The 26,110-nt window shown below is 60.5% G+C and carries 24 protein-coding genes; 7 read left to right on the forward strand and 17 right to left on the reverse strand.

The window, feature by feature from the left end:
* Positions 1-1,854, reverse strand: coding sequence for a 2-oxoacid:acceptor oxidoreductase subunit alpha (locus tag NN5_RS13255; RefSeq protein WP_245656473.1), 1,854 nt, complete (start codon positions 1,852-1,854; stop codon positions 1-3).
* A gap of 203 nt (positions 1,855-2,057) precedes the next feature.
* On the opposite strand from NN5_RS13255, the gene NN5_RS13260 reads away from it, so the two are divergent.
* Positions 2,058-2,804, forward strand: a complete 747-nt coding sequence (locus NN5_RS13260) for a glucose 1-dehydrogenase (protein ID WP_067734578.1) — start codon at positions 2,058-2,060, stop codon at positions 2,802-2,804.
* A 108-nt stretch (positions 2,805-2,912) separates the two neighbouring features.
* Here NN5_RS13260 and NN5_RS13265 read toward each other — a convergent pair whose 3' ends face one another.
* On the reverse strand, positions 2,913-4,571 hold the full coding sequence (locus tag NN5_RS13265; RefSeq protein ID WP_067734579.1) for an AMP-binding protein: 1,659 nt from the start codon (positions 4,569-4,571) through the stop codon (positions 2,913-2,915).
* Between the two features lie 264 nt (positions 4,572-4,835).
* On the opposite strand from NN5_RS13265, the gene NN5_RS13270 reads away from it, so the two are divergent.
* The 5 genes from NN5_RS13270 (at position 4,836) to NN5_RS13290 (ending at position 8,040) form a co-directional block, all read left to right on the forward strand.
* A complete protein-coding gene (locus tag NN5_RS13270) occupies positions 4,836-6,023 on the forward strand; it encodes a cytochrome P450 (protein WP_067734580.1) in 1,188 nt (395 codons plus the stop codon).
* A gap of 4 nt (positions 6,024-6,027) precedes the next feature.
* A complete protein-coding gene (locus tag NN5_RS13275) occupies positions 6,028-6,804 on the forward strand; it encodes an enoyl-CoA hydratase/isomerase family protein (RefSeq protein ID WP_067734581.1) in 777 nt (258 codons plus the stop codon).
* Between the two features lie 34 nt (positions 6,805-6,838).
* The gene (locus tag NN5_RS13280) at positions 6,839-7,042 is read left to right on the forward strand and encodes a ferredoxin (protein WP_067734582.1); all 204 of its coding nucleotides are present in this window, start codon (positions 6,839-6,841) and stop codon (positions 7,040-7,042) included.
* Between the two features lie 225 nt (positions 7,043-7,267).
* Complete coding sequence (locus NN5_RS13285; protein WP_169800988.1) at positions 7,268-7,594, forward strand: DUF4286 family protein; 327 nt, start codon at positions 7,268-7,270, stop codon at positions 7,592-7,594.
* Between the two features lie 20 nt (positions 7,595-7,614).
* A complete protein-coding gene (locus NN5_RS13290; RefSeq protein WP_217998647.1) occupies positions 7,615-8,040 on the forward strand; it encodes an acyl-CoA thioesterase in 426 nt (141 codons plus the stop codon).
* Between the two features lie 59 nt (positions 8,041-8,099).
* Here the strand turns inward: NN5_RS13290 and NN5_RS13295 are convergent, their stop codons facing one another.
* From NN5_RS13295 to NN5_RS13335, 9 genes are all read right to left on the reverse strand, one after another.
* Positions 8,100-8,930 (reverse strand): cupin domain-containing protein, encoded by an 831-nt coding sequence (locus tag NN5_RS13295; RefSeq protein ID WP_157081132.1) that lies wholly within the window; start codon positions 8,928-8,930, stop codon positions 8,100-8,102.
* Positions 8,931-8,972: 42 nt separating this feature from the next.
* Positions 8,973-9,770: an enoyl-CoA hydratase/isomerase family protein gene (locus NN5_RS13300; RefSeq protein ID WP_067734586.1), complete on the reverse strand. Its 798-nt coding sequence runs from the start codon at positions 9,768-9,770 to the stop codon at positions 8,973-8,975.
* Between the two features lie 11 nt (positions 9,771-9,781).
* The gene (locus tag NN5_RS13305; RefSeq protein ID WP_067734587.1) at positions 9,782-10,948 is read right to left on the reverse strand and encodes a thiolase family protein; all 1,167 of its coding nucleotides are present in this window, start codon (positions 10,946-10,948) and stop codon (positions 9,782-9,784) included.
* The gene (locus NN5_RS13310; protein WP_067734588.1) at positions 10,945-12,531 is read right to left on the reverse strand and encodes an AMP-binding protein; all 1,587 of its coding nucleotides are present in this window, start codon (positions 12,529-12,531) and stop codon (positions 10,945-10,947) included. Before NN5_RS13310 ends, NN5_RS13305 begins: the two co-directional genes overlap by 4 nt.
* 6 nt (positions 12,532-12,537) lie before the next feature.
* Positions 12,538-12,930, reverse strand: coding sequence for a Zn-ribbon domain-containing OB-fold protein (locus NN5_RS13315; protein WP_067734589.1), 393 nt, complete (start codon positions 12,928-12,930; stop codon positions 12,538-12,540).
* A gap of 3 nt (positions 12,931-12,933) precedes the next feature.
* Positions 12,934-14,160, reverse strand: coding sequence for a thiolase family protein (locus tag NN5_RS13320; RefSeq protein WP_067734590.1), 1,227 nt, complete (start codon positions 14,158-14,160; stop codon positions 12,934-12,936).
* 1 nt (position 14,161) lies between these two features.
* A complete protein-coding gene (locus NN5_RS13325; RefSeq protein WP_067734591.1) occupies positions 14,162-14,635 on the reverse strand; it encodes a MaoC/PaaZ C-terminal domain-containing protein in 474 nt (157 codons plus the stop codon).
* Between the two features lie 77 nt (positions 14,636-14,712).
* On the reverse strand, positions 14,713-15,309 hold the full coding sequence (locus NN5_RS13330; RefSeq protein WP_084384918.1) for a TetR/AcrR family transcriptional regulator: 597 nt from the start codon (positions 15,307-15,309) through the stop codon (positions 14,713-14,715).
* Positions 15,310-15,349: 40 nt separating this feature from the next.
* Positions 15,350-16,489 carry an acyl-CoA dehydrogenase family protein gene (locus tag NN5_RS13335; protein WP_067734592.1) on the reverse strand — a complete coding sequence of 380 codons (1,140 nt, stop codon included), beginning with the start codon at positions 16,487-16,489 and terminating at the stop codon, positions 15,350-15,352.
* Between the two features lie 115 nt (positions 16,490-16,604).
* Between NN5_RS13335 and NN5_RS13340 the strand changes: the two genes are divergently transcribed.
* Positions 16,605-18,296, forward strand: a complete 1,692-nt coding sequence (locus tag NN5_RS13340; protein WP_067734593.1) for a class I adenylate-forming enzyme family protein — start codon at positions 16,605-16,607, stop codon at positions 18,294-18,296.
* Between the two features lie 91 nt (positions 18,297-18,387).
* Here NN5_RS13340 and NN5_RS13345 read toward each other — a convergent pair whose 3' ends face one another.
* The 6 genes from NN5_RS13345 to NN5_RS13370 form a co-directional block, all read right to left on the reverse strand.
* The gene (locus tag NN5_RS13345) at positions 18,388-19,713 is read right to left on the reverse strand and encodes a spinster family MFS transporter (RefSeq protein WP_067734594.1); all 1,326 of its coding nucleotides are present in this window, start codon (positions 19,711-19,713) and stop codon (positions 18,388-18,390) included.
* Positions 19,714-19,773: 60 nt separating this feature from the next.
* Entirely contained in the window at positions 19,774-20,949 is a 1,176-nt protein-coding gene (locus NN5_RS13350; RefSeq protein WP_067734595.1) for a CaiB/BaiF CoA transferase family protein, read from the reverse strand.
* A 34-nt stretch (positions 20,950-20,983) separates the two neighbouring features.
* Positions 20,984-22,000 carry an amidohydrolase family protein gene (locus NN5_RS13355; RefSeq protein ID WP_067734596.1) on the reverse strand — a complete coding sequence of 339 codons (1,017 nt, stop codon included), beginning with the start codon at positions 21,998-22,000 and terminating at the stop codon, positions 20,984-20,986.
* A gap of 16 nt (positions 22,001-22,016) precedes the next feature.
* Positions 22,017-22,811: an SDR family NAD(P)-dependent oxidoreductase gene (locus NN5_RS13360; RefSeq protein WP_067734597.1), complete on the reverse strand. Its 795-nt coding sequence runs from the start codon at positions 22,809-22,811 to the stop codon at positions 22,017-22,019.
* Entirely contained in the window at positions 22,808-24,484 is a 1,677-nt protein-coding gene (locus NN5_RS13365; protein ID WP_067734598.1) for a flavin-containing monooxygenase, read from the reverse strand. The genes NN5_RS13360 and NN5_RS13365 overlap by 4 nt, the downstream gene beginning before the upstream one ends.
* A gap of 62 nt (positions 24,485-24,546) precedes the next feature.
* On the reverse strand, positions 24,547-26,110 hold a 1,564-nt coding region (locus tag NN5_RS13370), incomplete at its 5' end, for a TonB-dependent receptor (protein WP_217998649.1).

Raw genomic sequence — 26,110 nt, forward strand, 5'->3', positions numbered from 1 at the left:
TCAGGCCAGCTTGGCTTCAATCGCCGCTTCAAGCTCGGCAATGGTGAAAGGCTGGCCGCTGGTCTTGGTGAGCGGCTGGGCATCGATCAGGAACTGATCGCGCAGCACGGTCTTGAACTGGCCGGTGTTCATCTCGGGCACGAGCACCTTGTCGAAGCCCTTGAGCAGCTCGCCCAGATTTTCGGGCAGCGGCCAGATATGGCGGACGTGGACGTGCGAGACGGAAAGGCCCTTCTTGCGGGCGCGGCGCACGGCCTGATGGATCGGGCCAAAAGTCGAGCCCCAGCCGACCACCGCCAGCTTGCCGGTGTCCTCGCCCAGGCACACGTCCTGCGCGGGGATCGCCTTGGCCACGCCGTCGATCTTGGCCTTGCGGGCATCGGTCTGGGCCTGGTGGACTTGCGGCGCATAATCGATGTTGCCGGTGTCGATGGCCTTCTCGATGCCGCCGATGCGGTGCATCAGGCCGGCGGTGCCGGGCTTGATCCACGGGCGCACGCCGCGCTCGTCGCGCTTGAACGGCAGGACATGGCCCTCGCCATTGTTGCTCTCTTCGAGGAACGTGACCGGGAACGGCGTATAGCTCGCCGGATCGGGCACCTTCCACGGCTCGGAGGCATTGCCGATATAGCCATCGGTCAGCAGGATGACGGGCGTCATGAACTGCACCGCGATGCGGCAGGCCTCGATCGCGCAATCGAACGCATCGCCTGGCGAGCGCGCGGCGATCACCGGTATCGGCGCATCGCCGTTGCGGCCATAGACCGCCTGATAGAGGTCCGACTGCTCGGTCTTGGTCGGCAGGCCGGTCGACGGGCCGCCGCGCTGCGAATTGACAATGATCAGCGGCAGTTCGGTCATCACGGCAAGGCCCATTGCCTCACCCTTGAGCGCGATGCCCGGGCCCGACGACGAGGTGACGCCGAGATGGCCGGCATAGCTGGCGCCGATCGCCGCGCAGATCGCCGCGATCTCGTCTTCCGCCTGGAAGGTGGTGACGCCGAATTCCTTCATCTTCACGAGGTTGTGAAGGATCGCCGAAGCCGGCGTGATCGGATAGCCGCCGAAGAACATCGGCAGGTGCGCGAGCTGCGCACCTGCGACCAGGCCGAGCGATACGGCTTCCGCGCCGGTGATCGTGCGGTAGAGGCCGGGTTCGGACGGAACCGGATCGACGTGCAGCTTCTTGAGCGGCCCGGCCAGTTCCGCCGTCTCGCCATAAGCATGGCCCGCATTGAGCGCGGCAATGTTGGCATCGGCCAGGATCGGGTTCTTGGCGAACTTGCCCTTGAGCCAGTCGATCAGCGGCTGGCGGTCACGATCGAACATCCACAGCGCAAGGCCAAGGGTCCACATGTTCTTGCAGCGCAGCGCTTCCTTGTTGCCGAGGCCGAAGGGCTTCACCGCTTCCAGCGTCAGCGCCGAGATGTCGAACGCCAGCACGTCCCACTTGGCCAGACTGTCGTCGTCCAGCGGACTGACCTCGTACTTGGCCTTTTCGAGGTTGCGCTTGTTGAACTCGCCCGTGTCGATGATCACGAGGCCGCCGGGCTTGAGCGCGGGGACATTGGTCTTGAGCGCCGCCGGGTTCATCGCCACCAGCACGTCGGGCGCGTCGCCCGCCGTGGTGATCTCGCTCGAACCGAAATTGATCTGGAACGCCGAGACACCGAACAGCGTGCCCTGCGGCGCGCGGATCTCTGCGGGAAAATCCGGAAAGGTGGCCAGATCGTTGCCGGCCAGTGCGGTCGATAAGGTGAACTGACCGCCAGTGAGCTGCATGCCGTCACCCGAGTCGCCCGCGAAACGCACGACGACGGCTTCGGGGGAAGTTTGGCTTTCTTGACGATTCACGGAATTCATCAACATAAATCTGTGGTCTCGGGCAGAGCACAGGTCATTGCCTATCTTCTGACGGCATGGCCCGCGGCAGGTTCGATATGTTTGGAGCGATTCGGAAAAGCGTTTACGCTCGGAAATCAAAAAAACAAACACTTGTTTTCTTTTTGGTGTGCGATTAATGGTTCATCGGATTGATCAAACAAGGAGAGGTATGCATGGGCAGATTGTCGGGAAAAGTTGCGATCATCACAGGCGCGGCGCAAGGTATGGGCGCATCCCATGCCAAGGCTTTCGTTGCTGAAGGGGCCAAGGTCATTCTGACCGACATCAACGTCGAGGCAATTCAGGAACTGGCCTCAAGCCTGGGAGATTCCGCAATTGCCGTAAAGCAGGACGTCTCGAAGCAGGCGGACTGGGACGAGGTCATAGCGAAGGGTGAGGCCGCGTTCGGCTTGGTCAATGTGCTCGTCAACAATGCCGGCGTGCTCGGCAAGATCGCAACGACGCTCGATTTCAGCGAAGAGGATTTCAACTGGGTCTGCGCGATCAACCAGACCGGCGTGTTCCTTGGCATGAAGGCCGTGATCCCATCGATGATCAAGTCCGGCGGCGGAGCGATCGTCAACATTTCCTCCATCGCGGGCCTGGTGGCAATCTACGGCGCGCCCAACGCGGCCTATGTCGCAAGCAAATTCGCCGTTCGTGGCATGACAAAGCAAATCGCGGTCGAATACGGAAAGCAGAACATCCGCTGTAACTCGATCCATCCGGGTTACATCAGGACGCCGATGATGGCGGCCGCGACCGACGAAGAGGGGGGCGAAGCCCTGAGCATGATCCCGCTCGGTCGCCTGGCGGAATGCAGCGAAGTTTCCAATCTTGCGATATTCCTGGCATCCGATGAATCGTCATTCATCACGGGCATGGAGCATGTCATCGATGGCGGGATGACCGCTCTCTGACAACTGTCGAGGTGGCATGCCGGATGATCTTGTAATTGCCAGATAAAGTACCCCGGCATGGCGCACTGCCATGCCGGGGTCAGTCTGGGTGGAACTGCCAATTCGATTTCAGGCCTTCTGGAATTCCACTTCCATCAACCTGCGCATTTCGTGTTTCTGGACTTTGCCGGTGACGGTCATCGGGAAGGATTTTACGAAGCGTATGTACCTGGGGATCTTGTGCCGGGCGATCCTGCCCTTGCAGAAAGAGCGGAGCGCATCGGCATCTTCGGGGCAGTCTGCCCGCAGTGACACCCGCGCGCAGAGTTCCTCGCCGAATGTGTCGTCGCTCACGCCAAAGACATGGACATCGAGAATGTCCGGGTGGCGGCGCAGGAAATCTTCTATCTCCTTGGGGTAGAGGTTCTCACCGCCGCGAATCACCATGCCCTTGATCCGTCCGACTATCCGTAAGAAGCCATCGTTATCCAGCGTGCCAAGGTCTCCGGTGTGCATCCAGCCAGCGGTGTCCAGGGCCCCTGCCGTCGCATCGCGATCGTTCCAGTAACCGGCCATGGTGTTGTAGCCACGCACGCAGATCTCGCCGGGCGTGCCCAGCGGCACGGTTTCGCCCGAGTCCGACACGAGCTTTACTTCGATGTTGGGTTGCACGGTACCGACCGTTTCCATTCGCTGGTCGATCGTATGTCTTGGCGATGTCTGGAAACTGACCGGTGCCTCGGTCATGCCGTAACAGATGGCTAGATCGGCGACGTGCATGCGCTCCATGACGTTTCGCATGAGGGGAGGCGGGCAAAGCGAACCGGCCATGATGCCTGTCCGCAAGGCGCGTAGATCGCGCTGGGCAAATTCTGACGATTCGAGCATCGCAAGATACATGGTCGGCACGCCGTAGACCGCCGTGCAGCGTTCATTTTCGAGGGCCACCAGCGTTGCGTACGGATCGAAGGCTTCGCCGGGAAGGACAATTGCCGCACCGGTGGTGACGCAGGCAAGCACGCCGGTGACCATTCCGAAACAGTGATACAGCGGAACGGGAAGGCAGAGACGGTCGGTTTCGGTAAGCCCCAGCGCCTGTGCGGTGAACCACCCGTTCTGAAGGATGTTACGATGGCTGAGCGTCACGCCTTTAGGCTGGCCTGTCGTGCCGCTGGTGAACTGGATGTTGACCGGTTGCAGTTCGTCCATGGCCGCTTCGGACCGATCAAGTGCTTGGCGCGAACTGGCCCTCCCTATTGCGCGTACTTCATCCCAGTTCGCAATACCGGGCAAGGCCGGAATTCCGAAGCCAATGGCCACCTGCAAATTCGGAAGCTTACGAGATCTTTCATGCAAGGCCAGTTCGGGCGCAACCTCAAGTAGCATACCGGCGAAGTCGCTGGACTTGAAGGCCGGGCCGACGATGATCCCCGTGCAGCCAGCGGCCTGCATGGCATAGCGGAATTCCGTGACCCGGTACGCGGGATTGATGGTCACAAGGATCATGCCTGCCTTGGCTGTCGCGAACTGCGCGATGATCCATTCGGCACAGTTAAGCGCCCAGAGTGCGACTCGATCGCCTGAGGCCAGGCCGAGGGCGAGAAGTCCCTTGGCCAAGTGTTCGGCTTCCCTTTCCAGATCCGCCCAAGAGTATTGGCCGCCCTGAGCAAGCGAAACCAGGGCGTCGCGCTCGGGCCAGAGGATGGCGGACCGAGTCAGTGCGCTGCCAAACAGTCCGGGCGAAAAAAAGGCTTCGCTGCGCCCTTTTACGTGGCTGGCGGCTGCCATCACACCCTTGCAACCCTTATGGCAGCGGGCGCGCTTCCTGCCGGGCTACGGCATGTCGCCAACTGTGCTTGCGAGGCACGGCTCCGCCCGATTGCCGGGCTTGAGGAAAATCCGAGGGCCACTAATCTACCTCTTGACCAACGCGTCTCGCGATGACAAAAACAAATGATTGTTTGCCGGGTTTAACTGGCGGGATGAGGAATTGCAATCATGAATGACGGCGAGTCACGGAATGACACGTATCCTAGGGCAACCCGGGAAGAGATGATCGAGCGCTTTGGCCGCGACCTGGTCAATGATTTCGACCTCGACGATCCGCGCTTCAACGACCAGTTCAACGAAACGCTCAACTACATGGTCCGCAAGTGCCCGGTCGCGCATTCGCAAGTTGGTCGCGGCTATTACGTTCTCACTACCCAGGACGATGTCCGCGCGGCGGCCCAGAACTGGAAGACATTCAGCGCAGCGAAGGGATACATGCCCAATCGTCCCGACGGCATCCCGTACCTGATACCCGAAGAGAGCGACCCGCCGTTGCACACGCGCTGGCGCCACAAACTCAATCCGCATCTCAGCCCCAAGGTCTGTGCCGCGATGGACCAGCCGGTGCGAAACGACGTCAACGAGCTGATCGATCGGTTCATCGAAAAGGGCGAATGCGAATTCATCAGCGAATTTGGTGCACTTCTGCCGGGCTGGGCATTCTTCAAGAACGTGCTGGGCGTGCCGCTCGAAGATCTTCCCGCCCTGGTCAACGGTGTTGAGGAAGGGACCTTCGCTCCCGATCTGGACGAGCGCGCTAGACATTTTAGCGGTGTCTTTGACTATCTCGAAAAGCACCTCAAATGGCGTTCTACACAGCCTGCGCGCGGTGATCTCATCGATACGATCCTGGCGGGGGTGACCTATGACGATGGCACCGAGGCGCCTTGGGAGCACAAGGTGAGCGTCCTGGTCGACCTTACTTTCGGCGGCATTGCGACAACGACTTTCGTCATGGCGTCGGCCCTGCATCACCTGGCAACGCACCGTGACCAATTGCAGCTCCTGCTCGATGATCCCTCGCTGATCGAAAACGCGGTCGAGGAATATGCCCGCTACTTCCCTCCGGTCGTCGCGCTCGGCCGCACGACCACTTGCGATGTGGAGGTCGCCGGAACGCAAATCAAGGAAGGTGAATTCGTGATGCTAGGCTATGCCTACGCCTCGCGCGACCCCCGTCACATGGACGAGCCGGAAAAGATTGATGTGCGGCGGCAGGGCATACCGCATTCGACCTTCGGTGTCGGTCCGCATCGCTGCATCGGCTCGAACCTGGCTCGCGTGGAGCTTCGGGCTACGCTGGAAGAATGGCTGAAGCGCATCCCGGACTTCCACGTCAAGGAAGGGACGGCCCCGACCTACGTCACCGGGTATCTGCGCTCGATGCGTTCGCTCCACCTGGTGTGGTGAGACCATGAGTCGACTTGCCCCAAAATTTGCCGACTACAAGGATCGGTATGGCAATGTGGCCCTTGAGCGAGATGCTGACGGCATTCTGCTCATGCGGTTGCACACGCGCGGCGGCTCGTTCGTGTGGAGCGAAGAGAGCCACGAAGAGCTTGGATACTGCTTTGCCGATGTCGGAGCCGATCGTGGAAACCGGGTCATAGTGCTGACGGCTACGGGCGATTCCTGGTGCGAAGAGATCGACTTCGCCAGCTTCAAGCTGAACAACCCTGCGGAATGGGACCACACTTTCTTCGATGGACGCAAGTTGCTCAACAACCTGCTGGACATCGAAGTGCCGATCATCTGCGCTGTCAACGGACCCAGCCGCTTCCATCCCGAGATTCCGGTCATGTCGGACATCGTGCTGGCATCGGAAACGGCGCTGTTCCAGGACGCGCCTCATTTCATGGGCGGCATCGTGCCTGGCGATGGCGCACACGTGGTGTGGACGCATCTCCTCGGGCCGAACCGCGGCCGCTATTTTTTGCTCATGGGGCAGGAACTCAATGCTGCCAAGGCGCTGGACTTCGGGGTTGTTGGCGAAGTGTTGCCTCAGGGACAGGTGTTCGACCGGGCGATGGAAATCGCCAGGATGTTTGCCGCCAAGTCCGATCTCGCCCTGCGCTATACCCGGGTGGCCCTTACCCAGCGTTACAAGCGCCTGATGGACGAAGGGCTGAGCCTTGGTCTTGGCCTCGAAGCGCTTGGGGTGATCGATCTGCTTTCGAGATCGAAAGCCTGAGCTAAAATATAGAATAAGGACTGGAGACGAACTCATGAAAGTGCATATCGACGAAGTGAATTGCAGTGGTCATGGGCGTTGCGCCAAGTATGCTCCGAACGTGTTCCGTTTGAACGACGAAGATGGCTACAACGCTGACCGAGGTCAGACGATCGAGGTTCCTGCCGGCGAAGAAGCCAACGCCAAGCTCGGCGTGAAGAGCTGCCCCGAGCGCGCGATCACGATCGTCGAGGACTGACGGGCGCCGAGCGCCGTCTTCCTGTACCTGGCCGTTCTTCAGGCTGATGAGCGGCCAGGCGCAGGTGCTGCTTTTCTTCGGCTTGTTGCGGAGACGTGCGAAGAGATGGCGCATCCACCGCCGCATTCACACTAGAGAGCGGTATTGCCGCACCGCGCCGGTTTTTGCGCCGGCAAGTGATCGACAGGATCGATCGACAGAGTGCTTAATGGGAAGGGATCGAGGATGAGCCGGCCAATATTTGTCGCGATGACGAACAGCGTGTCACCTGAACGTGACGATGAATTCAACCACTGGTACAACGAAGTCCATGCGAACGATCTCCTCTCGCTGCCCACCATGCGATCGATGACCCGATATCGCGCACTCCAGCAGATTACGCCCGGAGGCCAGGAACCGCACCACAAGTACCTTGCGATATACGATCTCGACGATCCGCAGGCCGCCTATCAGGCACTTGTCGAAAGGCGTTCCACCTTCACGATGACCGATGCGATCGCAGATCCCCTGCTGGTCAGCTATGTGCCATTTTTCACCAAGACCCGGGATTGAGGCAGGGCTCAGGTTCCATGGTGGATTGGAAATCTCTCGAACCGTATCCCGTCGTCCATGATGAGAAGGTCAGGTGGAGCGATACGGACGGCAACCAGCACGTCAACAACGTGGCTTTTTCGTTCTTCTACGAGGCGGGACGGGCGACGATCGTCTTGGAGACGCCCAATCTGCTTGAGCCCGACTGCTTCTTCGTCATCATTACGACCACGATCGATTTTCTCGGTGAACTGCACTACCCCGGCACAATCCAGGTGGCGAACGGCATCGAGAAGATCGGTAACAGCTCGATGCAATTGCGTCAGGCGCTGTTCCAGAACGGCAGGTGCGCTTCGATCTCGTACAGTACGATCGCGCAAGTGAACACCAAGACGCGCAGCGGCCATCCGCTGTCCGCTTCGACCCGTGCTTACCTCGAAAGCGTCAAGATACGCGGCACCGAATAGGGCGGAGGTGGCCCGGATGTTCGAGAGGATGAAAAATCCCCTCGAACATCTGGGCTGAATCATGCCTCTGTAGGCACGGTAAGCGGCCAGAGTTCGGAATCGTCCACGATCAGGACCGCGACGTGCACGAAGCCGTGCATCCGGTCGATATGGCCTTCGCCCGTCTTGTCCTGGGCAAGGCAGATATCGCCCTCCCGGAAGACCTGAACCCGCCCCGCGCCCCCGCCGACTTCAAGCTCGAGCGCGCCAGACAGGACCAGCACGAGATTGTTGACGATCTCGGGGTGCCAGTCGATGAAAGTGTCTTCCGCCATGCCGATGAAGCGGAAGCCGACCAGTGGCGTGGTCGCGCTCCATGCGCCGGGCGTGCCGAAAATTTCGGGAAAAGCGTGGAAGTAGGATTTTTCGTCTGGCGCCCGGACCATTCGCTTGAAATTACATGGTTCATTTTGGCGAGGGTGGGTCGATGCGTGGTCCACCGGCCTGACCTTCGCCCCGGGCCAGTCGGGCTCGACAAGGACCTGCACCAACCGGCAGTCCCCATTGGGCATGATCGCATCCCACGCGGCATCCTGCGTGGTCAGGAAGAGGTCACCGGGCAAGAGCGACACCGTGCCCCGGTTCACAGTCTGGGCTGCCAGTTCTCCGGATATCACGAACGTCAGGAGCGGCTCGTCGAGGCCGAGCGCGGGCGCCGCCATGCCATCAGGCAGGTGAAGCGTGCGCATCCCTCCCGACGTCGCAAACGCCTCGGCAAGGGCAGGCCCATGAACGGCGCGGTGGCGGAAGGGTTCAGGGTCAATCACCCCGGATGCCCGGGGAATGCGCAGTGGCAAGCTGCTGGCCTGCAAGTCAGTGCCGTCCGACAGCTCAAGACGCAATGATAGCATGTGCAATTCCTGTCCGCTGCAGCAGCGCTCCGGGCAGTCGCCCTATTTCCGGTTGTAGACCGGGGTGCGCTTCTCCAACCCGGCGTTCACACCTTCACGCAGATCGTCGCTGTACGTCAGCGTGGCGACGGCCCAGAAGGCATTGTTCATCGTACCCTGCAGGTCCGTATGCCAGCTCTGGCGCAGCTGCTGCTTGGTTGCCTCGATAGCGAGGCGAGGCCGTTCGGCAATCCTGGCGGCCAGGGCTACGGCTGCCGGGATGAGCTCGTCCGGCTCGACGACGTTGTTCACCAACCCGATATCAAGCGCGCGCTGGGCGTCGATCAGATCTCCGGTCAGCGCCAGCTCCGCCGCCATGCCACTTCCTACCAGTCGCGGCAGGAAATAGGAGCCGCCATTGCCCGGCGTCAGGCCGAGCTTGATGTAGGTCTCGCCCAGCTTGGCTTTGCTTGAAGCTATACGGATATCGCAGGCCAAGGCAAAATCCAGACCGCCCGCAGTAGCACCACCGTTGATCGCGGCAATGACTGGAAGGCGGCTCGTCGCCAGCTTCTGGGTCACCGGATGCAGCACGCGGGCGTTGTATGGTTCCTGCGAGGCGGCATGCTGCGTTTCGAGGTAACGCTTGAATTCTACGAGATCGGCTCCTGCGCAGAACTGCTTTCCGGCGCCTGTGATGACAAGTACGCGAACTGAAAAATCGGCCTCGATGGTGTTCATGGCATGGAGCAGGTCGGAGACCAGTTCCGGCACCACGCCGTTGCCGCGGTCTGGCCGGTTAAGCGTAATCAGCGCAACGCCATCGGCGGGATACTCAAGGATAATTGTGTCGTAGGTCATGGCCGTTCCGCCTAGAGACGTTCAAGGATGGTCGTGATCGCCAGGGCGTAGGCTCCATCCATGAACCCGCCGCCGTTCACGCTCATGGCAAGACGAGGACTGTCGACTTGCCGGGCATCAGCCTCGCCGCGAAGCTGCGTCACCAGTTCATGGATCTGTGAACACCCTGTGGCGCCCAGCGGATGGCCGCGACTGAGCAGGCCGCCACTGAGATTGACCGGATATTGGCCACCCAGTTGCGTGATGCCTTCGCGGATCAGGCGGAAACCGTCACCTTCGGCGCACAGGCCGATTTCGTGGTACTGTGTCAGCTCCGCCGGAGCTGCTGCGTCGTGCAGTTCGAACAGATCGCAATCCGTTACCGCAACGCCCGAGTATTCGACGGCCTTGTGTACGGAATCGGAGACCGGCTCGCCACTGGCGCCCGATGCATTCTGGCAGGCCCGGACGACAATCTGCGGAATGCCAAGCTCCTTTGCGCGATCGAGTGAACACACCAGGACCGCGGCCGATCCATCCGTCACCGGCGAGCACATAGGCAGGGTGAGCGGCGGCACGATCATACGCGCATTGAGGACATCCTCAAGCGATTGCGGCGTGCGCATGTGGGCCAGCGGGTTCATTTCCGCATGACGCCGATTCTTCACCGCAACACGTGCGTAGTCCTCGACGCTGGCGCCATAGCGGTCGAGATAAGCCTGCGCGACGCCGGCATAGTAATCCATCATGACCGAATTGGCGCTTTCCACGCCCGGTTCGACTTCGCCGATATCGTCAATGTCCGTAGCGCCGCGGAGCGCGTTGAAGGCGCGATTACGATCGATGTGGTTCATCTGCTCTGTGCCAACCGCGAGCACGACATCGGCGCATCCCGAAGTCACGGCCTCGACGGCCAGCAGAAACGCCGAACCTCCCGAGGCACACGCATTCTCGACATTGATAATCGGTAGAAGACCGAGTGGATGGTGCCGAAACACCACCTGCCCCTTGATCATGTCCTGCTGCACAACTGTGCCGGCAATCGCATTTCCGAAATAAACCCGATCGACATCCGAATAGGTCAGCCCGGACGACTTAAACGCTTTCTCCACGGCATCCATCGACAGGCTCCGCAGTCCCCTGCCGATCTGCTTGCCGAACTGGCTCATACCGACGCCGGCGACCGCTACTTTTCTCATGTTGTGGAAACCTTCGCTGCGGAGCCACCGCCAATGCGGCCGGAATGACCTTGCCAATAGGAATCGCGAACCTCCCGGCGAAGGATCTTGCCGTAGCCGCTCACCGGCAACTCATCGACAAAATCGACTGCCTTGGGCTTCTTGTATCCCGCCAGATGTTCGCCGCAGAAGTCGATGACTTCGCGCGCCGTCATGTTTTCGCCCGGCTTGGTGACCACCACGGCGTGAACCGCCTCGCCCCAGTAGTCGTCCGGGATGCCGAAAACCACGCACATGGCGATCTTCGGATGCTGGATGAGCACTTCCTCGACTTCCCGGGGGTAGATGTTGTTGCCGCCGGAGATCACCATGTCCTTGGCGCGATCGAGCAGGAACAGGTAGCCCTGATCGTCGAAATAGCCGATATCGCCGGTGTGCAGCCAGCCGCCGCGCAGTGCTTCGGCCGTTGCCTCGGGATTGTTCCAGTATCCTGGCATCACGACATCACCGCGCGCGACAACCTCGCCGGCCATGCCTGGCGGCAGGGGATTGTCGTTCTCGTCGACGCAGTGCGCTTCCACATCCGTCCGGACCTGTCCGGCCGAACCTATCCGCGGGTCTCCGGCGGTGACCAACTCGGCGTGAAGTCCGGCCCCCATGCCGGTGATGGTTATCGGGCTTTCGCCTTGTCCGTAGAGTTGCACGAAGATTGGCCCAAAGGTATCGATCGCCTGCCGCAATTGATCGACGTAGATCGGGGCGCCGCCATACGTGATCGCGGTGAGCGACGAGATGTCGTGCTTGCCCGGTTCGTAATCTTCCAGCAACTTTACGATCTGCGTCGGGGCCATGAAGGCAATATGCGACACCTGGAGGCGCGCAACCGTCGCCAACAAGGAATCGATCTCGAAGCTGCTCGTCTCGGTCATCGCGTTGGTCGCACCGCGAGCCACGGCGGGAAGGGCGATGATCCCGCTGCCATGCGACATCGGCGCGCAGTGCAGCACAGTTTCACCGGGCTGGATGTTGTGAAGATCCGCCAGGTAATTCATGATGACGCACTTCACCATGCGGTGATTCCACATCGCGCCCTTCGGTTTACCGGTGGTGCCCGAGGTATAGAACAGCCAGCACAGGTCATCCGGAGCCGCGTCAACAGCGCGGCTGAGAGCATTCGCGCTTTCTAGGAGTTCCGCGAAGGGCTTGGCGCCGTCTGCTGGTTCGGTGCAGTAGCGTGAGACCCCCGCAAACAAGTCGGCGTTGGCGGCTATCCCGGCCTGATATTCGCCGCCGTGCACCAGCACCTTGGCGCCGCTGTTGCCAACGATGTAGGCCATCTCGCGCGCGTGGAGCCGCGCATTGACTGGAACGACAATGAGACCCGCGGCAAAGCAGCCGAAGATGAGCTCCATGATGCGCGGCGAATTGGCGAGACAAAAGGCGACACGGTCACCGGGTTCGCAGCCCTGCGCCAGAAGGTTGCCGCCGATCGCCAACGCCCGTTCATGGAACTGACGATAGGTCACCGTTTCGCTGCCCTGAACCAGCGCGGCTTGATCCGGGCGATGTCGCGCCGACTTTTCGAGGAAAGCGAAAGTATTCATAGCCTGTCAGCCGCCCACCCTGCGGAAGGAGGCGCATTCACGCCCTGATTCCTTGCCCACGAATTCAACCTGATCATCGCACTGATACGACGACCAGTCTTCGGACGCATCCGGCACCAGGCGAACCGCCAGCTGAACGCCTTCTTCAAGCTTCACGACGCCGATGGCATAGGGCAGGTCCTCTTCGAAACCTTCAGGGGCGCCCTGACGCAGAACGCAGAAGCTGTGCAGGGTGCCCTTGCCGTTCGCTTCCTGCCAACCGAGGTTCTCGGATTGGCAATGGGGGCAGGCATAGCGCGGCCACATGTTGACCTCGCCGCAATCGCCGCACTTCTGGATGAGGAGCTTTCCCGAGGCCAGGCCGGCGCGGAAATCAGAGACGATAGTAGGATTAGGCATTGATCAAGCCCCCAGCTTCGTACGTTCGAGCAACAGTACTTGGGCGTCCATGTAGCTGCCGCCCGATCCGCCGATGATTGCGCGTTGGCAGTTTTCGATCTGCCGCTTGGAAGGCGCCCGATGAAGAAGTTGACGGATACCTTCGACCAGCAGCGCAGTCCCGCCGCCAACGCCAGTGTGGCCAGCAGAAAGCAGACCGCCGTTGGTGTTCATGGGAAGCTTGCCGCCAGGATTGCCGTGGCCTTCCGCGAACCAGCGGGCACCTTCGCCAACCGGACAAATGCCAAGGCCTTCGAGGGCAATCGTAGTAACGGCAGCATAGCTGTCATAGATTTCGCAGAAGTCCGCGTCTTGCGGCCCCCAGCCGGACTGTTCCCAAGCGCGCTCCGCGGCCACAGGCCAGCCAAGCACTGCCTGGTCGCGCTCCTGGCTAAGGCAGTAGTGGCTGACACACCCACCCGTGCCGGCAACGCGAACCGCATTGCTGATGCCGCGTTTCTTGGCGTTTCCAGTGCTGGTCATCACAAATGCGCACGCGCCGTCAGCCATTGGAGGGCATTCATAGGCGTGCAGCGGATCGGCCACCATGCGCGAGGCGAGGATCTGCTCGACTGTCAGCGGCTTGTGGTAGAACATCGCGTTTTCGTTGAGGTTGGCCCAGTTGCGCAAGGTTACGCAAACTGACGCCATTTCCGCTGGCGTACTGCCCGATGCGTGCATGTAGCGACGGGTGATCATCGCGCCGATTGCGTTGAACTGGATGCCCGTCGGTAGTTCCCACTCGCCCGGAATGCCGTTCTTGGACAGCATCGTGATCATCTCGTTGAGGTCAGCTGAACCCCAACGTTCGCTCTGCAACACCAGAACGTTATGGGCATGTCCGGCCGTGATCAGCGCGTGCGCGGCGCGCGTGGCATTGTCGCTCGTCGAACCGCCGGAATGGACCATGTAGCTCGATTTGCAGGTTCCGTGAATTCCGAGCTCTTCTACCATGCGGGAGAAGACCAGGTCAGCCTGATCCGCGACGGAGTGAAGGTTCGGAATGAGGATGATCGTGTCAATGTCGGCGGGAACCATGCCCGCGTCCTTGATGGCCAGCAGTGCGACCTTGGTCAACTGCTGGATAAAGCCGCGTTCAGGGAACTTGCCAGAAGGGATTTCACCGACGCCGATGAATACCGGATCGTTTTCCGCGCCAGGGGATACATGCAATTGCCATTTTTCGGACATGTTATTGTTCTCCTTGCCGACGCTTGGCCAGCATGGTTTGCAAAAAGGTCATAACTTCGTCGTCGTGCTGGTTGCGCACCGAATAGGTGACGCCCAGCGTGCCGTACTTGGGGCCGGAAGCATCGTGCGTCGTAACGGTCGCCACGACGTGCAGGGTGTCACCGGCAAACACAGGCTTGGTTGCCTTGAGACCGGTGATTTCGATCAGCGCCACAATCGCGTCGCCGTAAAAGCCGCTGAGGCCGACCAGCCCGACGGCCAGCGAGAAGGTGAGCGGGCCATGCGCGATCCGTTGGCCAAACCGATTGTTCGCCATGAAGGCAGCATCGGTGTGCAGTTGATAGTGATCGCCAGTGAGGCCGGCATAATTGGTGATGTCGCCGATATCCACCGTCCGACCTCGGGTGGTCATGGTATCGCCTGACTCAAAATCCTCGAACCACTTGGGTTCTGGATCGACATAGGATCTAGGCATCCCGACTCCTTAAAACAATCATTTGTTTTTTGCTAACGTGACAACGACGGCAAGTCAAGTGCAGGAGGCTTCCTGTTTTAGGCCAGAATGCCGCCGAGGAGGGCGTCAGCCATCAAGTCGCCGATTTCCCTGGCGTTAAGCTTGCCATCAGGGGAAAACCATTCAGGCGTCCAGTTCAACGCGCCAAGAATTGTCAGAACGGCGATGCGTAGATTGATGTCGGAGCGAATGAGTCCAGCATCCACGCCTTCCTGGATTACCTGAATGAAGCAGGCTTCGTACTTCCGTCGGCGCTCGATTGCTTTCGGCAAATTGTTTTCGCCAAGGAAGCGCCATTGATGGAAGACCACCTGCGACCGCTCGGGATTGTCGGCTACGACCTCGACATGCGCAACAATCATCCTGCGAAGCCGTGAAATGGCATCTGTCTGTGATTTGGTGAACGGATCCACCGCGGCAATGAAGCGACCAACTCCATCTTCTACAATCTCGAGAAGCAACGCTTCCTTGTTCTCGATATGCGCGTAGAGGCTGCCAGGCAGGAGCCCTACAGCGTTGGCGATATCGCGCATCGACGTGCCGTTAAAGCCCTTCTGGCCGAAAAGGTGCATTGCGACATTCATGATCGCTGCACGTGGCTTGCCATTTGCCTCGACATTCTGAGCCGCAGTCATGCCTTGTTCTACTCCGCCAGTTTGAGAGCCGCGAGCTATTTCAAAGGCCCATGGATTTGGCAATGATGCTGCGCAGGATTTCGTTTGTCCCGCCGCCTACCATTCCGTGCTTGGCCTCGCGAAAATAGCGTTCCATGTGGTATTCCGGCAGCTGGGCGTAGCCGCCAAGGGCCTGCATGCCGTTCGTCGCGATATCGAAGAACGTCTGCGAAGTGATCAGCTTGGCCTGCGAGACCAGCGAGGTCGCATCTTCGCCCCGCGCCATCGCGGAGGCTGCGGCATAGACGAGATAGTACGCGGCGGAAAGGCGCGCCTGGTCTTCCGCAAGACGGTGCTTGAGCACCTGGAACTGGGAAAGCTTCTTGCCAAAGGCTTCTCGTTCGCTGAGATAGCGAACGGTATCGTCGAGGCAAGTACGGGCATTGCCGATCTGCGATGCCGCGATCGAAAGACGCTCGAAGTTCAGGTGTTCGCCGATGTACTTCCAGCCCTTGCCGACTTCGCCCAACAGGGCGTCCTTGGGCAGGCGCAGGTCATCCATGAACAGCGACGTCGTGCCCAGGCTGCGGCGCACAAGCGTATCCATCTTCTGGACTTCGAGGCCCGGTGTGTCGTTGGGGATGAGCAGTACGCTGAAATCGTAGCGGCCTTCGCCAGTGCGCAGCATCATGGCGATGCAGGTGTTGGGATGATGGGCGCCCGAGCACCAGACCTTGCTTCCCTTGACCACCCATTCATCGCCATCGAGTTTGGCGGTGGAGCGGGCGCCTGCTGCATCCGATCCCGACTGGGGTTCGCTGATCGATATGGCGAACTTCGCCTCGCCGGCCAGGAAGGGGTCAAGATAGCGGGCGCGTTGCTCTGCGGTGCCGTGACGGGCCACGTTCGTTGCGGTGAACATGGAGGTCATGATGCAGGCCGCGGTATCGAGGCTGTACTTGCCGATCGCTTCGCAAAAGATGGCGAACATGACGGGGTCGCTATCCATGCCAAGGCCGCCGAGTTCTTCGGGAATGAGCAGGCCCAGCCAGCCTTCCTTGGCCATCTTGCGATAGAGTTCTTCGGGGAATTCGCGGGCCTGGTCGTGCTTGAGGGTCAGTTCCTGACTAAACTCGCGTTCCATGAAGCTGTTGACGACGTCGCGCCACATCTGCTGTTCTTCGGTAAAACTGAAATCCATAGCCCTCGTTCCCTCTTGCGGCGAACCTGCTCTCCGGCGGTTGGCCGACTTGCATATAAACAAATGTTTGTTAAATTGAATTCAAGCGAGGGTCAATCCGGGGAGTGAAGGAAACTTGAAATCGCCAGAACATAGGCGCGCCGCCATTCTCGATCGCTTTCCACGGTGGCCGAACCTCACGATAGCCGGACTTTTCGACCTTGCCGCAGCCGAGCATGGCGCGCGGCCTGCGATCCTGACCGTGGACGAGGAATTTACCTACAACCGGCTGCAGGAAGAGAGCAGGGCGCTGGCCTCGGGGTTGATTGAACTGGGCCTTCAGCCTGGCGACCATGTCGCGATCGTGATGGCAAACTTTCCCGAGTTTCCACTCGTCAAGCTGGCCCTCGCCCGAATTGGTGCGGTAGCGGTGCCGGTGAATTATGCGCTCCGACGGGACGAACTGCGGTATGTCGTCGAACAGTCGCGCAGCCGGTTCCTTGTCGGTATGGCGATGTATCGGGACCGAGACTACCTGGCGGATTTCTTGGCAATCCGAAAGGATGTGCAGGGCCTCGAGCGAATCATCATCAGGGAGACGAATGCTTCTGCCGGTGATGGCGTGCTGGTGCTGGACCAGGTTCGGTCGATGGCCTCGCTCGAATCGGACCGCGATCTCGCCCGCTGCGAAGCGGCGGCATCAGGCTGCGCCTTGTCGGACATTGTTTATACCTCGGGCACGACCGGACATCCCAAAGGCGCGATGGTGACCCATGACATGGTGCTGCGTGCAGCGTTTTCCTCTGCGTTGACGCGGTCGTTCGAAGACGGGCGACGGATCCAGTTCGCGCTGCCGATGTATCATGTGTTCGGGTACGTCGAGTGCTGGATAGCCTCGCTCTTCGTGGGCGGCTGCATCGTGCCGCATCCTGTTTTCGATGCCTCCACGATGCTGGACTGGGCAGAGCGCCTGGAGACGACGGACATGGTCTGCGTTCCAGTCATGACCGAAGCGCTCATCCAAGAGGCGAGGGCGCGCACGTTCCACTCGCCCGCCCTGCTGTCGGTGTTCAACAGTGGGGGCGTCAATCCGCCCTCGATATGGCAGTACATTCGAGAGGATCTGGGCGCGCGCGAGATCCACACGGCCTACGGCATGACCGAAACCACGGCCTCGGCGATGTGCACTTGGACAGAAGATCCGGAGGAGTGTCTGCTCGAAACGAACGGGAGAACGAAACTGGCCGGTGTGGCCGGGGACGAATCGCTTGGAGGCCGGGTTGCGCTCTATCGCGCCGTGGACCCGGAAACGGGCCTCGAAGTGCCCATCGGGGTGGACGGCGAACTGCAGGTCAGAGGGCCGATCGTGACCCGCGGCTATTATGAACGGCCTGACGAAACCGCCGCCGCCTTCACCAGTGATGGCTGGTTTCGGACGGGCGACCTCGGGCGGCTGATCGAGGGTGGGTACCTGAGGCTGACGGGAAGGATCAAGGAAACCTACCGCTGCGGCGGCGAAATGGTCATGCCGCGAGAGATCGAAACCCTCCTGGCCGACTTCCCCGGCACGTCGCAGGTCCTGGCCGTCGGGATTCCCGATCCGCGAATGGGGGAGGTCGGGTGCCTTTGCGTGGTGCCTGAACCCGGACTGGTGCCGGATACCGATGCCATGATCGCACTGTGTGCTGAACGCCTGGCGCGCTTCAAGGTGCCGCGTCACGCAGTGTTGATCCGGGCCGAAGACATTCCCGTCACCGCAACCGGGCGTCCGCAGAAGTTCCGATTGGCGAAGCTGGCCGCCGAACTGGTGTCAGTACGGATCACCTGAAGTCCGGCGCGAGCGGACTGGACGGATGGGGCAGCCCCAGGTCCATGCCGAATTCTTCGAACCGGTTTTCATCTGTCGATGGAAGCGGCGGTCAGAAATCCACGCTGGCCAGCGTGCGCTTATAGGTTCCGCGCGCGATCCACAGCAGAACAAGCGCCACCGGACCACTGATCCCAATCGACAGCGCCAGGGAGCTTCCCAGGGCCATTTCATCCCGGAAAAGGTGATCGGTGAACAGAGCGGTCAACGTCGGGCCAAGCCCAATGCCGAACATGTTGGTTGTGAACTGGTAGATGGCGGTGACCTGTCCGCGCATCTGGTTCGGCGTGATGTCCTGCAGCGCTGCCGCAGCAGCGCCGAAGGGCATGGCGCAGCCGAACTGGAAGACAAAGACAGCGGCCAGGATCGGCCACGCGTCCTGAAGCAGGCCGCTCGCCAGTCCCGCCGGTAACGCGATAAGGCCGGCAACGATCCCTACCAGGATGTTGCTGTCCTTCAGGCCGTGATCGCGCAACCGGGTTGCGAGAATTCCGCCACACAGCACGCCAAGGGCGCCGGATACCATGATCACCAGTCCGAAACGGGTGCCCACTTCGGTCGTCGACCACCCGTGAACGCGCATGAAAAGGGTAGGGTACCACGCTATTGCGCAGTTCCACATCAGCGTCAGCAGTGCATACCCCATGATCATCACCGAATAGGTCCGGCCGTTGTCGGCCATGTATCGCATGGTGGCGCCGATGGTGGGGACCATGTCTGCTTTTTTGCCGGTGCGGGCCGGCTCGCGCATGGTCATGACCCACAGCGCCACGAGCACACCCGGGAGGCCGATGGCGATGAAGACGCCTTGCCAGGGTTCCAGGTGACCGACCACCGGCAGTTCCATGGCGGGCATTATGGCGATGATGGTGCCGCCAATGATCGTTGCCAGCCCCGAACCGACGTAGATCGCGCTCAGATACAGGCTGAGCGCCACGGGGCGGGTGCGCGGCGGAAAGTAGTCGCTGATGAGCGAGTAGGCGCCCGGTGAGAGCGATGCCTCCCCGACGCCCACGCCGACCCGCGCGAGAAACATGTGCGTGAAGTTCTTCGCCAGCCCGCACAGCGCAGTCATGATGCTCCAGACCCCTACGCCGGCCGCGATGATCGTGGTCCTGCGGTGCTGATCCACCAAGCGGCCCAGCGGCAGGCCAAGCACGGTGTAGAAGATGGCAAAGGCAAAACCGTGCAGCAAACTGAGCTGGGTATCCGAGATATCCAGCGATTTCCTGATCGGGCCGACGAGAAGAGTCAGCGCCTGGCGATCAAGATACGAGAAGGTGTAAGCGATGATGAGAATGCCTAGCGCATACCACGCATAGGCCCCGCCCTGCCGTGCTGCCGACGGTCCGCCCTGTTCGCCATGCGTTTGCTGCACGAAGTCCTCTCCCGCTCAGCTTATTCTTTTCTGGATGCACGGTTCAGCGGCAATCGGCCGCTAGTGCAGAGGCTTGCCCAGAACGCCCGCGTCCACCAGTTCCTGCAATTCGTTTCCTTCGATTGCAAGCTCATCGCGCAGGATGCTTTCGAGATCCTGGTTCCATTCTGGCGGAGGGCCGACCGGACGAGCGGGCGTCCTGCTCATGTGCTGCAAGGGATTGGCGATGAGCCGGAGTGAGTTGCCCATGTTCCAGACCAGGTTGCGTGCCGCGCTCTGCTCTTCGGCAAACGCCTCGGCAACGTTGAAGATCGGGCTGAGGGGGACCATGGCGGCCTTGAAGCAAGCTTCCCATTCCCGCGTGGAGCCTGCCGCGAACTTTGGCGCCAGGATCGCTGAAAGCTCGGCGCGATTGGTGACACGAGCCGTGTTGTCCACAAATCGCGGGTCGTCGGGCAAATCTGGAAGGGCCATGGCGTTGCACATCCGTCGGAACTGGTCATTCGTGGCGACCGCCAGAGTAACCCAGCCGTCGTTCGTCTGGAAAGGCTGCCCCGGCGAGAAGTTGCGGTTGATCCCGCCGAGCCGGCTCTGGACGTGATCGTGATCGAGATAGTCCTGACCGGCATCGACCAGCATCATGATCCCGACATCGAAAAGCGAAATGTCGATGTGCTGTCCCATGCCGGAGCGTCCCCGTTCGTGCAACGCTGCAAGAATGCCGACGGATCCGACCATGCCCGACATGATGTCAACCATGGGCAGGCCAGCGCGGGCAGGCGGACGATCGGGTTCGCCGCACAGCGTCATGATCCCGGTCATGCCTTGGATGATCGTGTCGTAACCGGGCTGGCTGCTCCGCGGGCCGGTCTGGCCGAAGCCCGTGACCGAAAGGTAGATGAGGCCCGGGTTGCTCTGACTCAAGGTGGGATAATCGAGCCCGTAACGGGCGAGGTCGCCGACCTTGAAGTTTTCCAGCAGGATGTCTGATCGCAGGGCCAGCCTACGCACCAGTTCCTGTCCGCGCGGGTCCTTGAGGTTGACCGCAATGCTCTTCTTGCCGCGATTGATCGCACGGAAATAGTGCGTGCCCCACGTGCGGGTATCATCACCCCCCATGGACTCGACCTTGATGACTTCGGCTCCCAGGTCGCTCAGCATCTGGCCGGCAAATGGCGCGGCGAGCACCCTCGACAGGTCGAGGACCTTGATGCCCGAAAGCGGTTGCGACGACATTTTGTCTTTCCTCTCGAAACTGGCTCTTGCCGCGTCAGATACGGTACAAACCGCGAGCATTGCCTGCGAAGAAGGCGGCTTGCCCGGACGGCGGCAGATCGGCAACCAGCCGCTTCATGCCGTTCACCAGTGTCCGCATGGGTATGGCCACCTTGTCGACCGGGAAGTTGCTGCCGAAAAGGCAACGTTCGGCACCGAACTCACGAAGACAATGATCGACCCAGGGGCGACAGATGTCTGCGAGTTCCTCGGAGGAGACAGGGCGTTCGCGCCCGTCGGCCGTGACGATGCCCAGGCGCGAAATCGCAAATCCGCCGATCTTGACGCTCACGTTCGTGCAGCAGGCCACTTCGCTCATGCCGGCTTTCCAATCGGCGATGACTTGTTCGCGCCTGTCGGCGTAGGGGCCTACGCCCAATGGCCCGCCAATGTGGTTAAGGGCGATGGGCAGATCGGGGAAGGCTCGTGCGAGATCGGCTACCTCGCCTAGCTGCGTGTGGAATGCGTACAGGTCCAGCACATACCCGTCGGTGGCCAGACGTTCCACGCCGCGCCGAAAGGCATCCTGTCCCATGAGGCCGGCCGGTGCCCCCTGATCGCCATATCCTGCGACCGCATCGGCATCGTAGGTCGCACGGGTTCGCACGCCGCGAAACCGGCCGCGACCGGCCTGGTTCAAAGCCTCGAGCACGGGCTCTACTGCATCGCCCAGCGAAAGATCGGCCCAGCCGATGATCGCTGCTGCCACGTTTACATCGCTTGAGTTGCCCAGCGCCTGTTGGCTCGCGAATTCGACTTCGCCGACCGGTTCAAGTTCGATCGGACCCTCTTCGCGATAGGCCATGGTGCAATCGACAAACACCGACGCCGAAATGCCCGCTGACCTTGCGTCCTGCTCGTAGGCGGCCCGGAAATAGGCGGGCTCGGAAAAGTCCCACAGATGGATGTGCGAGTCGACTATGTCGACATCGGACCCGATCGGCGCCTCTTCGCCGAGGGCGAGCCAGGCTTCATCGATGGGGTGGACGTGGGGTTTCTTGTGCTTGGACATGGATCTTGTGTCCTGGTCAGGCCAGCAGGCCGCCGTCGACCGGGACAGTTTGCCCGGTCACCATTGAGGCACCTTCCCCCGCCAGGAATGCGATGACCCAGCCGATTTCCTCCGGCTCGGCAAATCGGCCAAGCGGGACTTTCTCGGCTGTGGCCGCCTCGCGCGCGGGATCGTTGGTCAGGCGGGCAACCATTGGCGTGCGGACATAGCCAGGCGCGACGGCGTTGACCCGGATCTTCTGGGGTGCCCATTCGACCGCAAGTGCGCGCGTCAGGTTGACGACGCCGCCCTTGCTGGCGCGGTAGGACGGGTTGGCATTGCCGCGCCCGGTAATCCCGGCACTCAGTCCGCCGACCGAGGCGACGTTGATGATGGAACCACCGACGCCGCGTTCTATCATCGATCGTGCCGCCAGACGGCAACCCAGAAAAAGTCCTGTCAGGTTGACGTTGAGTACGCACTGCCAGGTATCCAGATCGTAATCGACGCTTGCCCCGGCAACATTCATCGCGGCGGAGTTCACCAGGATGTCGATGCCGCCACACTGTTCGACGATGTCGGCGAAGACGGCCTCGATCGAGTCCGTGCTGGAAAGATCGACCTCGAAGGAGAGCGCGCGGCCCGCAAAGCCGGCGATCTGCTCCAGCGCGGCCTGCAACCCTTCCTGGTTGCGGTCGAGCAAGGCGACCTGTGCACCCAATTGACACAGGAGCCTTGCTGTCGCGAGGCCGATGCCGCTGGCCGCGCCTGTCACTACTGCCGTCTTGCCGGACAGAGACAAGCGGGCTTCAAGGACATCGGCAACTCTCATGCGGGTTCCTTGATCTTGTCGGCAGGGACGCCGTCAAACAGGAAGCCGCGCCAGTTGTCGGCCTCGATGTCCTTGCATAGTAGCTTGAACTCGGGATTGCCGCCCGCATAGAAAAGGACTTCGCGCTTCTGCGCGCCTTCCACGTTCTTGTTGACGCCGGTGAACCAGGAATTGGTTTTCCCGATGAGCCCCTTCGAGAGCAGGTCCATGCACAACTCGTTCCACTCGTCTTGGGCCTTGGGATCGGCCTCGAGCACCTTGATGTCATTGTCCTTGATGAACTGCATCAGGTTTGTGTTCCAGTCGATCGCCGTCGCCGAGCAGCGCGGGATGTTGCAGAACACCGTGCCGTTCTGCGGCCCCACAAGGGTGAAGAAGTTGGGGAAGCCGTCAACGGTCAGGCCAAGGTAAGTGCTGACGCCCTCTTCCTTCCAGACCTGGTTGAGCGAACGTCCATCCTTGCCATAGATTTCCACGCGGCTGAGCGATCCGCGGATGGCGTAAAACCCGGTCGCATAAACGATGACGTCAACGTCATAGAGATGCCCGTCGTTCGTGCGAATGCCCTTGGGTTCGATCTGCTCGATCGGCGTCTCACGCAGATCGACAAGGTGAACGTTATCCTGATTGTAGCATTCGTAGTACTTCGTCTCCATGGGCACGCGGCGGGTGCCGTAGCCATGGTCCTTCGGGATCAGCCTGTCGGCTACAGCCTGATCCTTGACGCGTTCGCGGATCTTGCGCGTGACGAAATCCGTGACAATCGCGTTCGCTTCCGGGTTCTCGAGATAATCATGGTAGTTGCCCAGCCAGAGCCGGAACCCCGGTCCCTTGTAAAGCTCTTCGTACTTGGCCTCGCGAACGTCGGCGGGAACGTCGAGGGTGTTTTCCGGCATCCACTTGTGGGGAAAGCCCGAAAGCGTGGTGTCGCAGAAGTTGTTCAGTTCGGTGTACTTGGCCTTGATTTCGTCCATTTCCTCCTGGCTCAGCGGGGCATTGCCCAGCGGGTTGCACCAGTTGGGCGAACGCTGGAAGACGTAAAGGTCCTTCGCGACCTTGGCCATCTCCTGGATTACCTGAACGCCGGAAGCGCCGGTCCCGATCACCGCGACGCGCTTGCCCGAGAAGTCAATGTTTGCGCCTTTGTTGCTGTTCGGGTCACGCGGCCAGCGGCCGGTGTGCCACCAGTCGCCTTCGAAGGTGTAGATACCCGGCACGTTCGGCATCTGGGGAGCGGAAAGAGGCCCCATCGCCGAGAAAAGGAAGCGTGCGGTCATCGGGATTGACCCGCCTTCCTCAAGCTGGATGACCCAGTACTGGTTCTCCGTGTCCCAGCGCGCACTGCGCACGCGTTGATTGAAGATGTAATCCTTGCGGATGTCCATGTGCTCAGCAGCGGTCTGGAGGTAGGATAGAACTTCCGGCTGCCCCGCGAAGCGTTCGGTCCAGTTGAACTTCTGCAGAAGTTCGGGCGACCAGAAATAGCTGTAGGTATGGCTTTCGGAATCTACCCGGCATCCCGGGTAGCGGTTCCAGAACCACGCCCCGCCGACATCGGGCGCAGCCTCGATGCCGCGGACATTGTAGCCCTGCTCACGCAGTTTGTAGACTTGGTACATGCCGGATATGCCGGCGCCGATCACGACTGCATCAAAGTCGGGTTGTTTACCCATTTTCATCTCCTAAGGATCATGCTGCTATGCGTTGGGCCGGTTTGGCCGCATTCTCCCCCTCGTCAGTATTTAAACGATGCCTGAAGCATGATTTCCCGTCCGCGCGACACCACCGCGCGCTGCTCGCCGATCGCACCTGGAATGCTGGCGCCACCGGTCCGATCCATCGCGAAGCTCAGGTAGTACTCGTTGCTCAGATTCTTGCCGATTAATGCAAGTTTCCAAAGATCATTGTCGCTCGTATAGCTCACGCTACCGTTGAGCAGCCAGAATGCATCCTGCTTGCTGGCCTCCACCAGTGTATCAGCCGCATAGTAACTGTCGGAAAATTGCCCGTCAGCGGTGAACTCAAGTTTGCCCGTCCCTAGTGGGACGGTTGCGACGGCGCCGATATTGCCCGACCATTCAGGCGAGCGTGCGGGGGCTCGCCCTTCGAAATCCTGCTGCAACGTCAGTGCGGTCGAGTTGATGAAGGAGCAGTTCGGCGGAGGAGTGGCCGTTGCCCTGACCGTTCCCGTGGGGAAGGTATAGGCGTAGCACTGGCCCACGAAATTATGGAAGCGATTGTGCACATAGGCCACCGCGCCGTGGAACGCCAAGATGTCGTTCACTCGCAGGTTAGCCTCCATTTCCGCGCCCGTCTGCTTGAGTTCGCCCGCGTTGTTGATGTTGTAGGCAAGCGCGGCAGGGTCGTATGTGTTCACCTGAAGATTGCTGAACTTGTAGCGGAACGCTGCGACGCTCAGTCGAAGCCTGTTTTCCAGGAAAAGGCCTTTGGCGCCGATTTCGAAGCCTTTCGCCTTTTCAGATTCGAAGTTGATCGAATCAATGGTGGACGACACCAGCATGGGGTTGGTGAGTCCGAACCCTCCCGCCTTGAAGCCTGTTCTGTAGGCAGCGAAGACGGTCTTGTTCGGTTCCGGATGCCAGGTGAGCGTCAGTTCGGGGGAGACGTTCTCATCCACGAACCGACCCGCAAGAACGCCGGGTGTCTTGTCGATCGATGTTGCGAAAACAGTATTCTGCGTTGCAAATGGACCGACGCCAAAGCTGTTGTACTGACTCATGCGCTTTTCTTCACGCGACCAGCGAACGCCACCTGCGAGTTCTACCTCGGGGACTAGATTCCAGCGCACCTGCGTGAAGGCAGAAAGGCTTTTGCCCTTCTGACTGGGGACATTGGCAAAGGAGTCGAAACGATCGAGCGCAGCCGAATAGTTCGACGTCCTCAGGGAGACGTCGTTGTTCATGTTCAGCTCGGTATGGCTGTAGTAGGCCCCGATCATGAAATTGAGGGGACCTTCAAGCCGACTCGTGAGGCGAAATTCCTGCGAAAAGGCCGTTTCGTCGGTATGCTCGTACATCGCAAGCTGCGAGAACACAGTATGATCCAGGCCGCCGAACCACTCGTACTTGATGTTGCTGTAGCCGCTCAGCGAGTTCAGCACGAACAGGTCGCCAAGGCCCTTTTCGATGCTCAGTGAAGAGGTGAATGCACGCAAGTGACCCTGGTTGATCCCCGAGCCGGAAAATTTGGGCATGCTTGCGCTGACAGCTGTGGGAACGTCGCCCGTAGAGACATAACGGTCAGGCCGGCAATCGCCGCTCGGATCAGGAATTCCGTAC

This window comes from Novosphingobium naphthalenivorans NBRC 102051 (assembly GCF_001590985.1).
Classification (GTDB): Bacteria; Pseudomonadota; Alphaproteobacteria; order Sphingomonadales; family Sphingomonadaceae; genus Novosphingobium; species Novosphingobium naphthalenivorans.

Bases quoted from the DNA above. Each gene is read 5' to 3' on its own strand.
- NN5_RS13300 (WP_067734586.1), bottom strand. From the start codon at position 9,770: ATGACCTACGACACAATTATCCTTGAGTATCCCGCCGATGGCGTTGCG.
- NN5_RS13350 (WP_067734595.1), bottom strand. From the start codon at position 20,949: ATGTCGTCGCAACCGCTTTCGGGCATCAAGGTCCTCGACCTGTCGAGG.
- NN5_RS13275 (WP_067734581.1), top strand. From the start codon at position 6,028: ATGAGTCGACTTGCCCCAAAATTTGCCGACTACAAGGATCGGTATGGC.
- NN5_RS13265 (WP_067734579.1), bottom strand. From the start codon at position 4,571: ATGGCAGCCGCCAGCCACGTAAAAGGGCGCAGCGAAGCCTTTTTTTCG.
- NN5_RS13285 (WP_169800988.1), top strand. From the start codon at position 7,268: ATGAGCCGGCCAATATTTGTCGCGATGACGAACAGCGTGTCACCTGAA.
- NN5_RS13305 (WP_067734587.1), bottom strand. From the start codon at position 10,948: ATGAGAAAAGTAGCGGTCGCCGGCGTCGGTATGAGCCAGTTCGGCAAG.
- NN5_RS13355 (WP_067734596.1), bottom strand. From the start codon at position 22,000: ATGTCCAAGCACAAGAAACCCCACGTCCACCCCATCGATGAAGCCTGG.
- NN5_RS13280 (WP_067734582.1), top strand. From the start codon at position 6,839: ATGAAAGTGCATATCGACGAAGTGAATTGCAGTGGTCATGGGCGTTGC.
- NN5_RS13325 (WP_067734591.1), bottom strand. From the start codon at position 14,635: ATGCCTAGATCCTATGTCGATCCAGAACCCAAGTGGTTCGAGGATTTT.
- NN5_RS13320 (WP_067734590.1), bottom strand. From the start codon at position 14,160: ATGTCCGAAAAATGGCAATTGCATGTATCCCCTGGCGCGGAAAACGAT.
- NN5_RS13360 (WP_067734597.1), bottom strand. From the start codon at position 22,811: ATGAGAGTTGCCGATGTCCTTGAAGCCCGCTTGTCTCTGTCCGGCAAG.
- NN5_RS13365 (WP_067734598.1), bottom strand. From the start codon at position 24,484: ATGGGTAAACAACCCGACTTTGATGCAGTCGTGATCGGCGCCGGCATA.
- NN5_RS13315 (WP_067734589.1), bottom strand. From the start codon at position 12,930: ATGCCTAATCCTACTATCGTCTCTGATTTCCGCGCCGGCCTGGCCTCG.
- NN5_RS13295 (WP_157081132.1), bottom strand. From the start codon at position 8,930: ATGCTATCATTGCGTCTTGAGCTGTCGGACGGCACTGACTTGCAGGCC.
- NN5_RS13310 (WP_067734588.1), bottom strand. From the start codon at position 12,531: ATGAATACTTTCGCTTTCCTCGAAAAGTCGGCGCGACATCGCCCGGAT.
- NN5_RS13330 (WP_084384918.1), bottom strand. From the start codon at position 15,309: ATGACTGCGGCTCAGAATGTCGAGGCAAATGGCAAGCCACGTGCAGCG.
- NN5_RS13260 (WP_067734578.1), top strand. From the start codon at position 2,058: ATGGGCAGATTGTCGGGAAAAGTTGCGATCATCACAGGCGCGGCGCAA.
- NN5_RS13270 (WP_067734580.1), top strand. From the start codon at position 4,836: ATGATCGAGCGCTTTGGCCGCGACCTGGTCAATGATTTCGACCTCGAC.
- NN5_RS13335 (WP_067734592.1), bottom strand. From the start codon at position 16,489: ATGGATTTCAGTTTTACCGAAGAACAGCAGATGTGGCGCGACGTCGTC.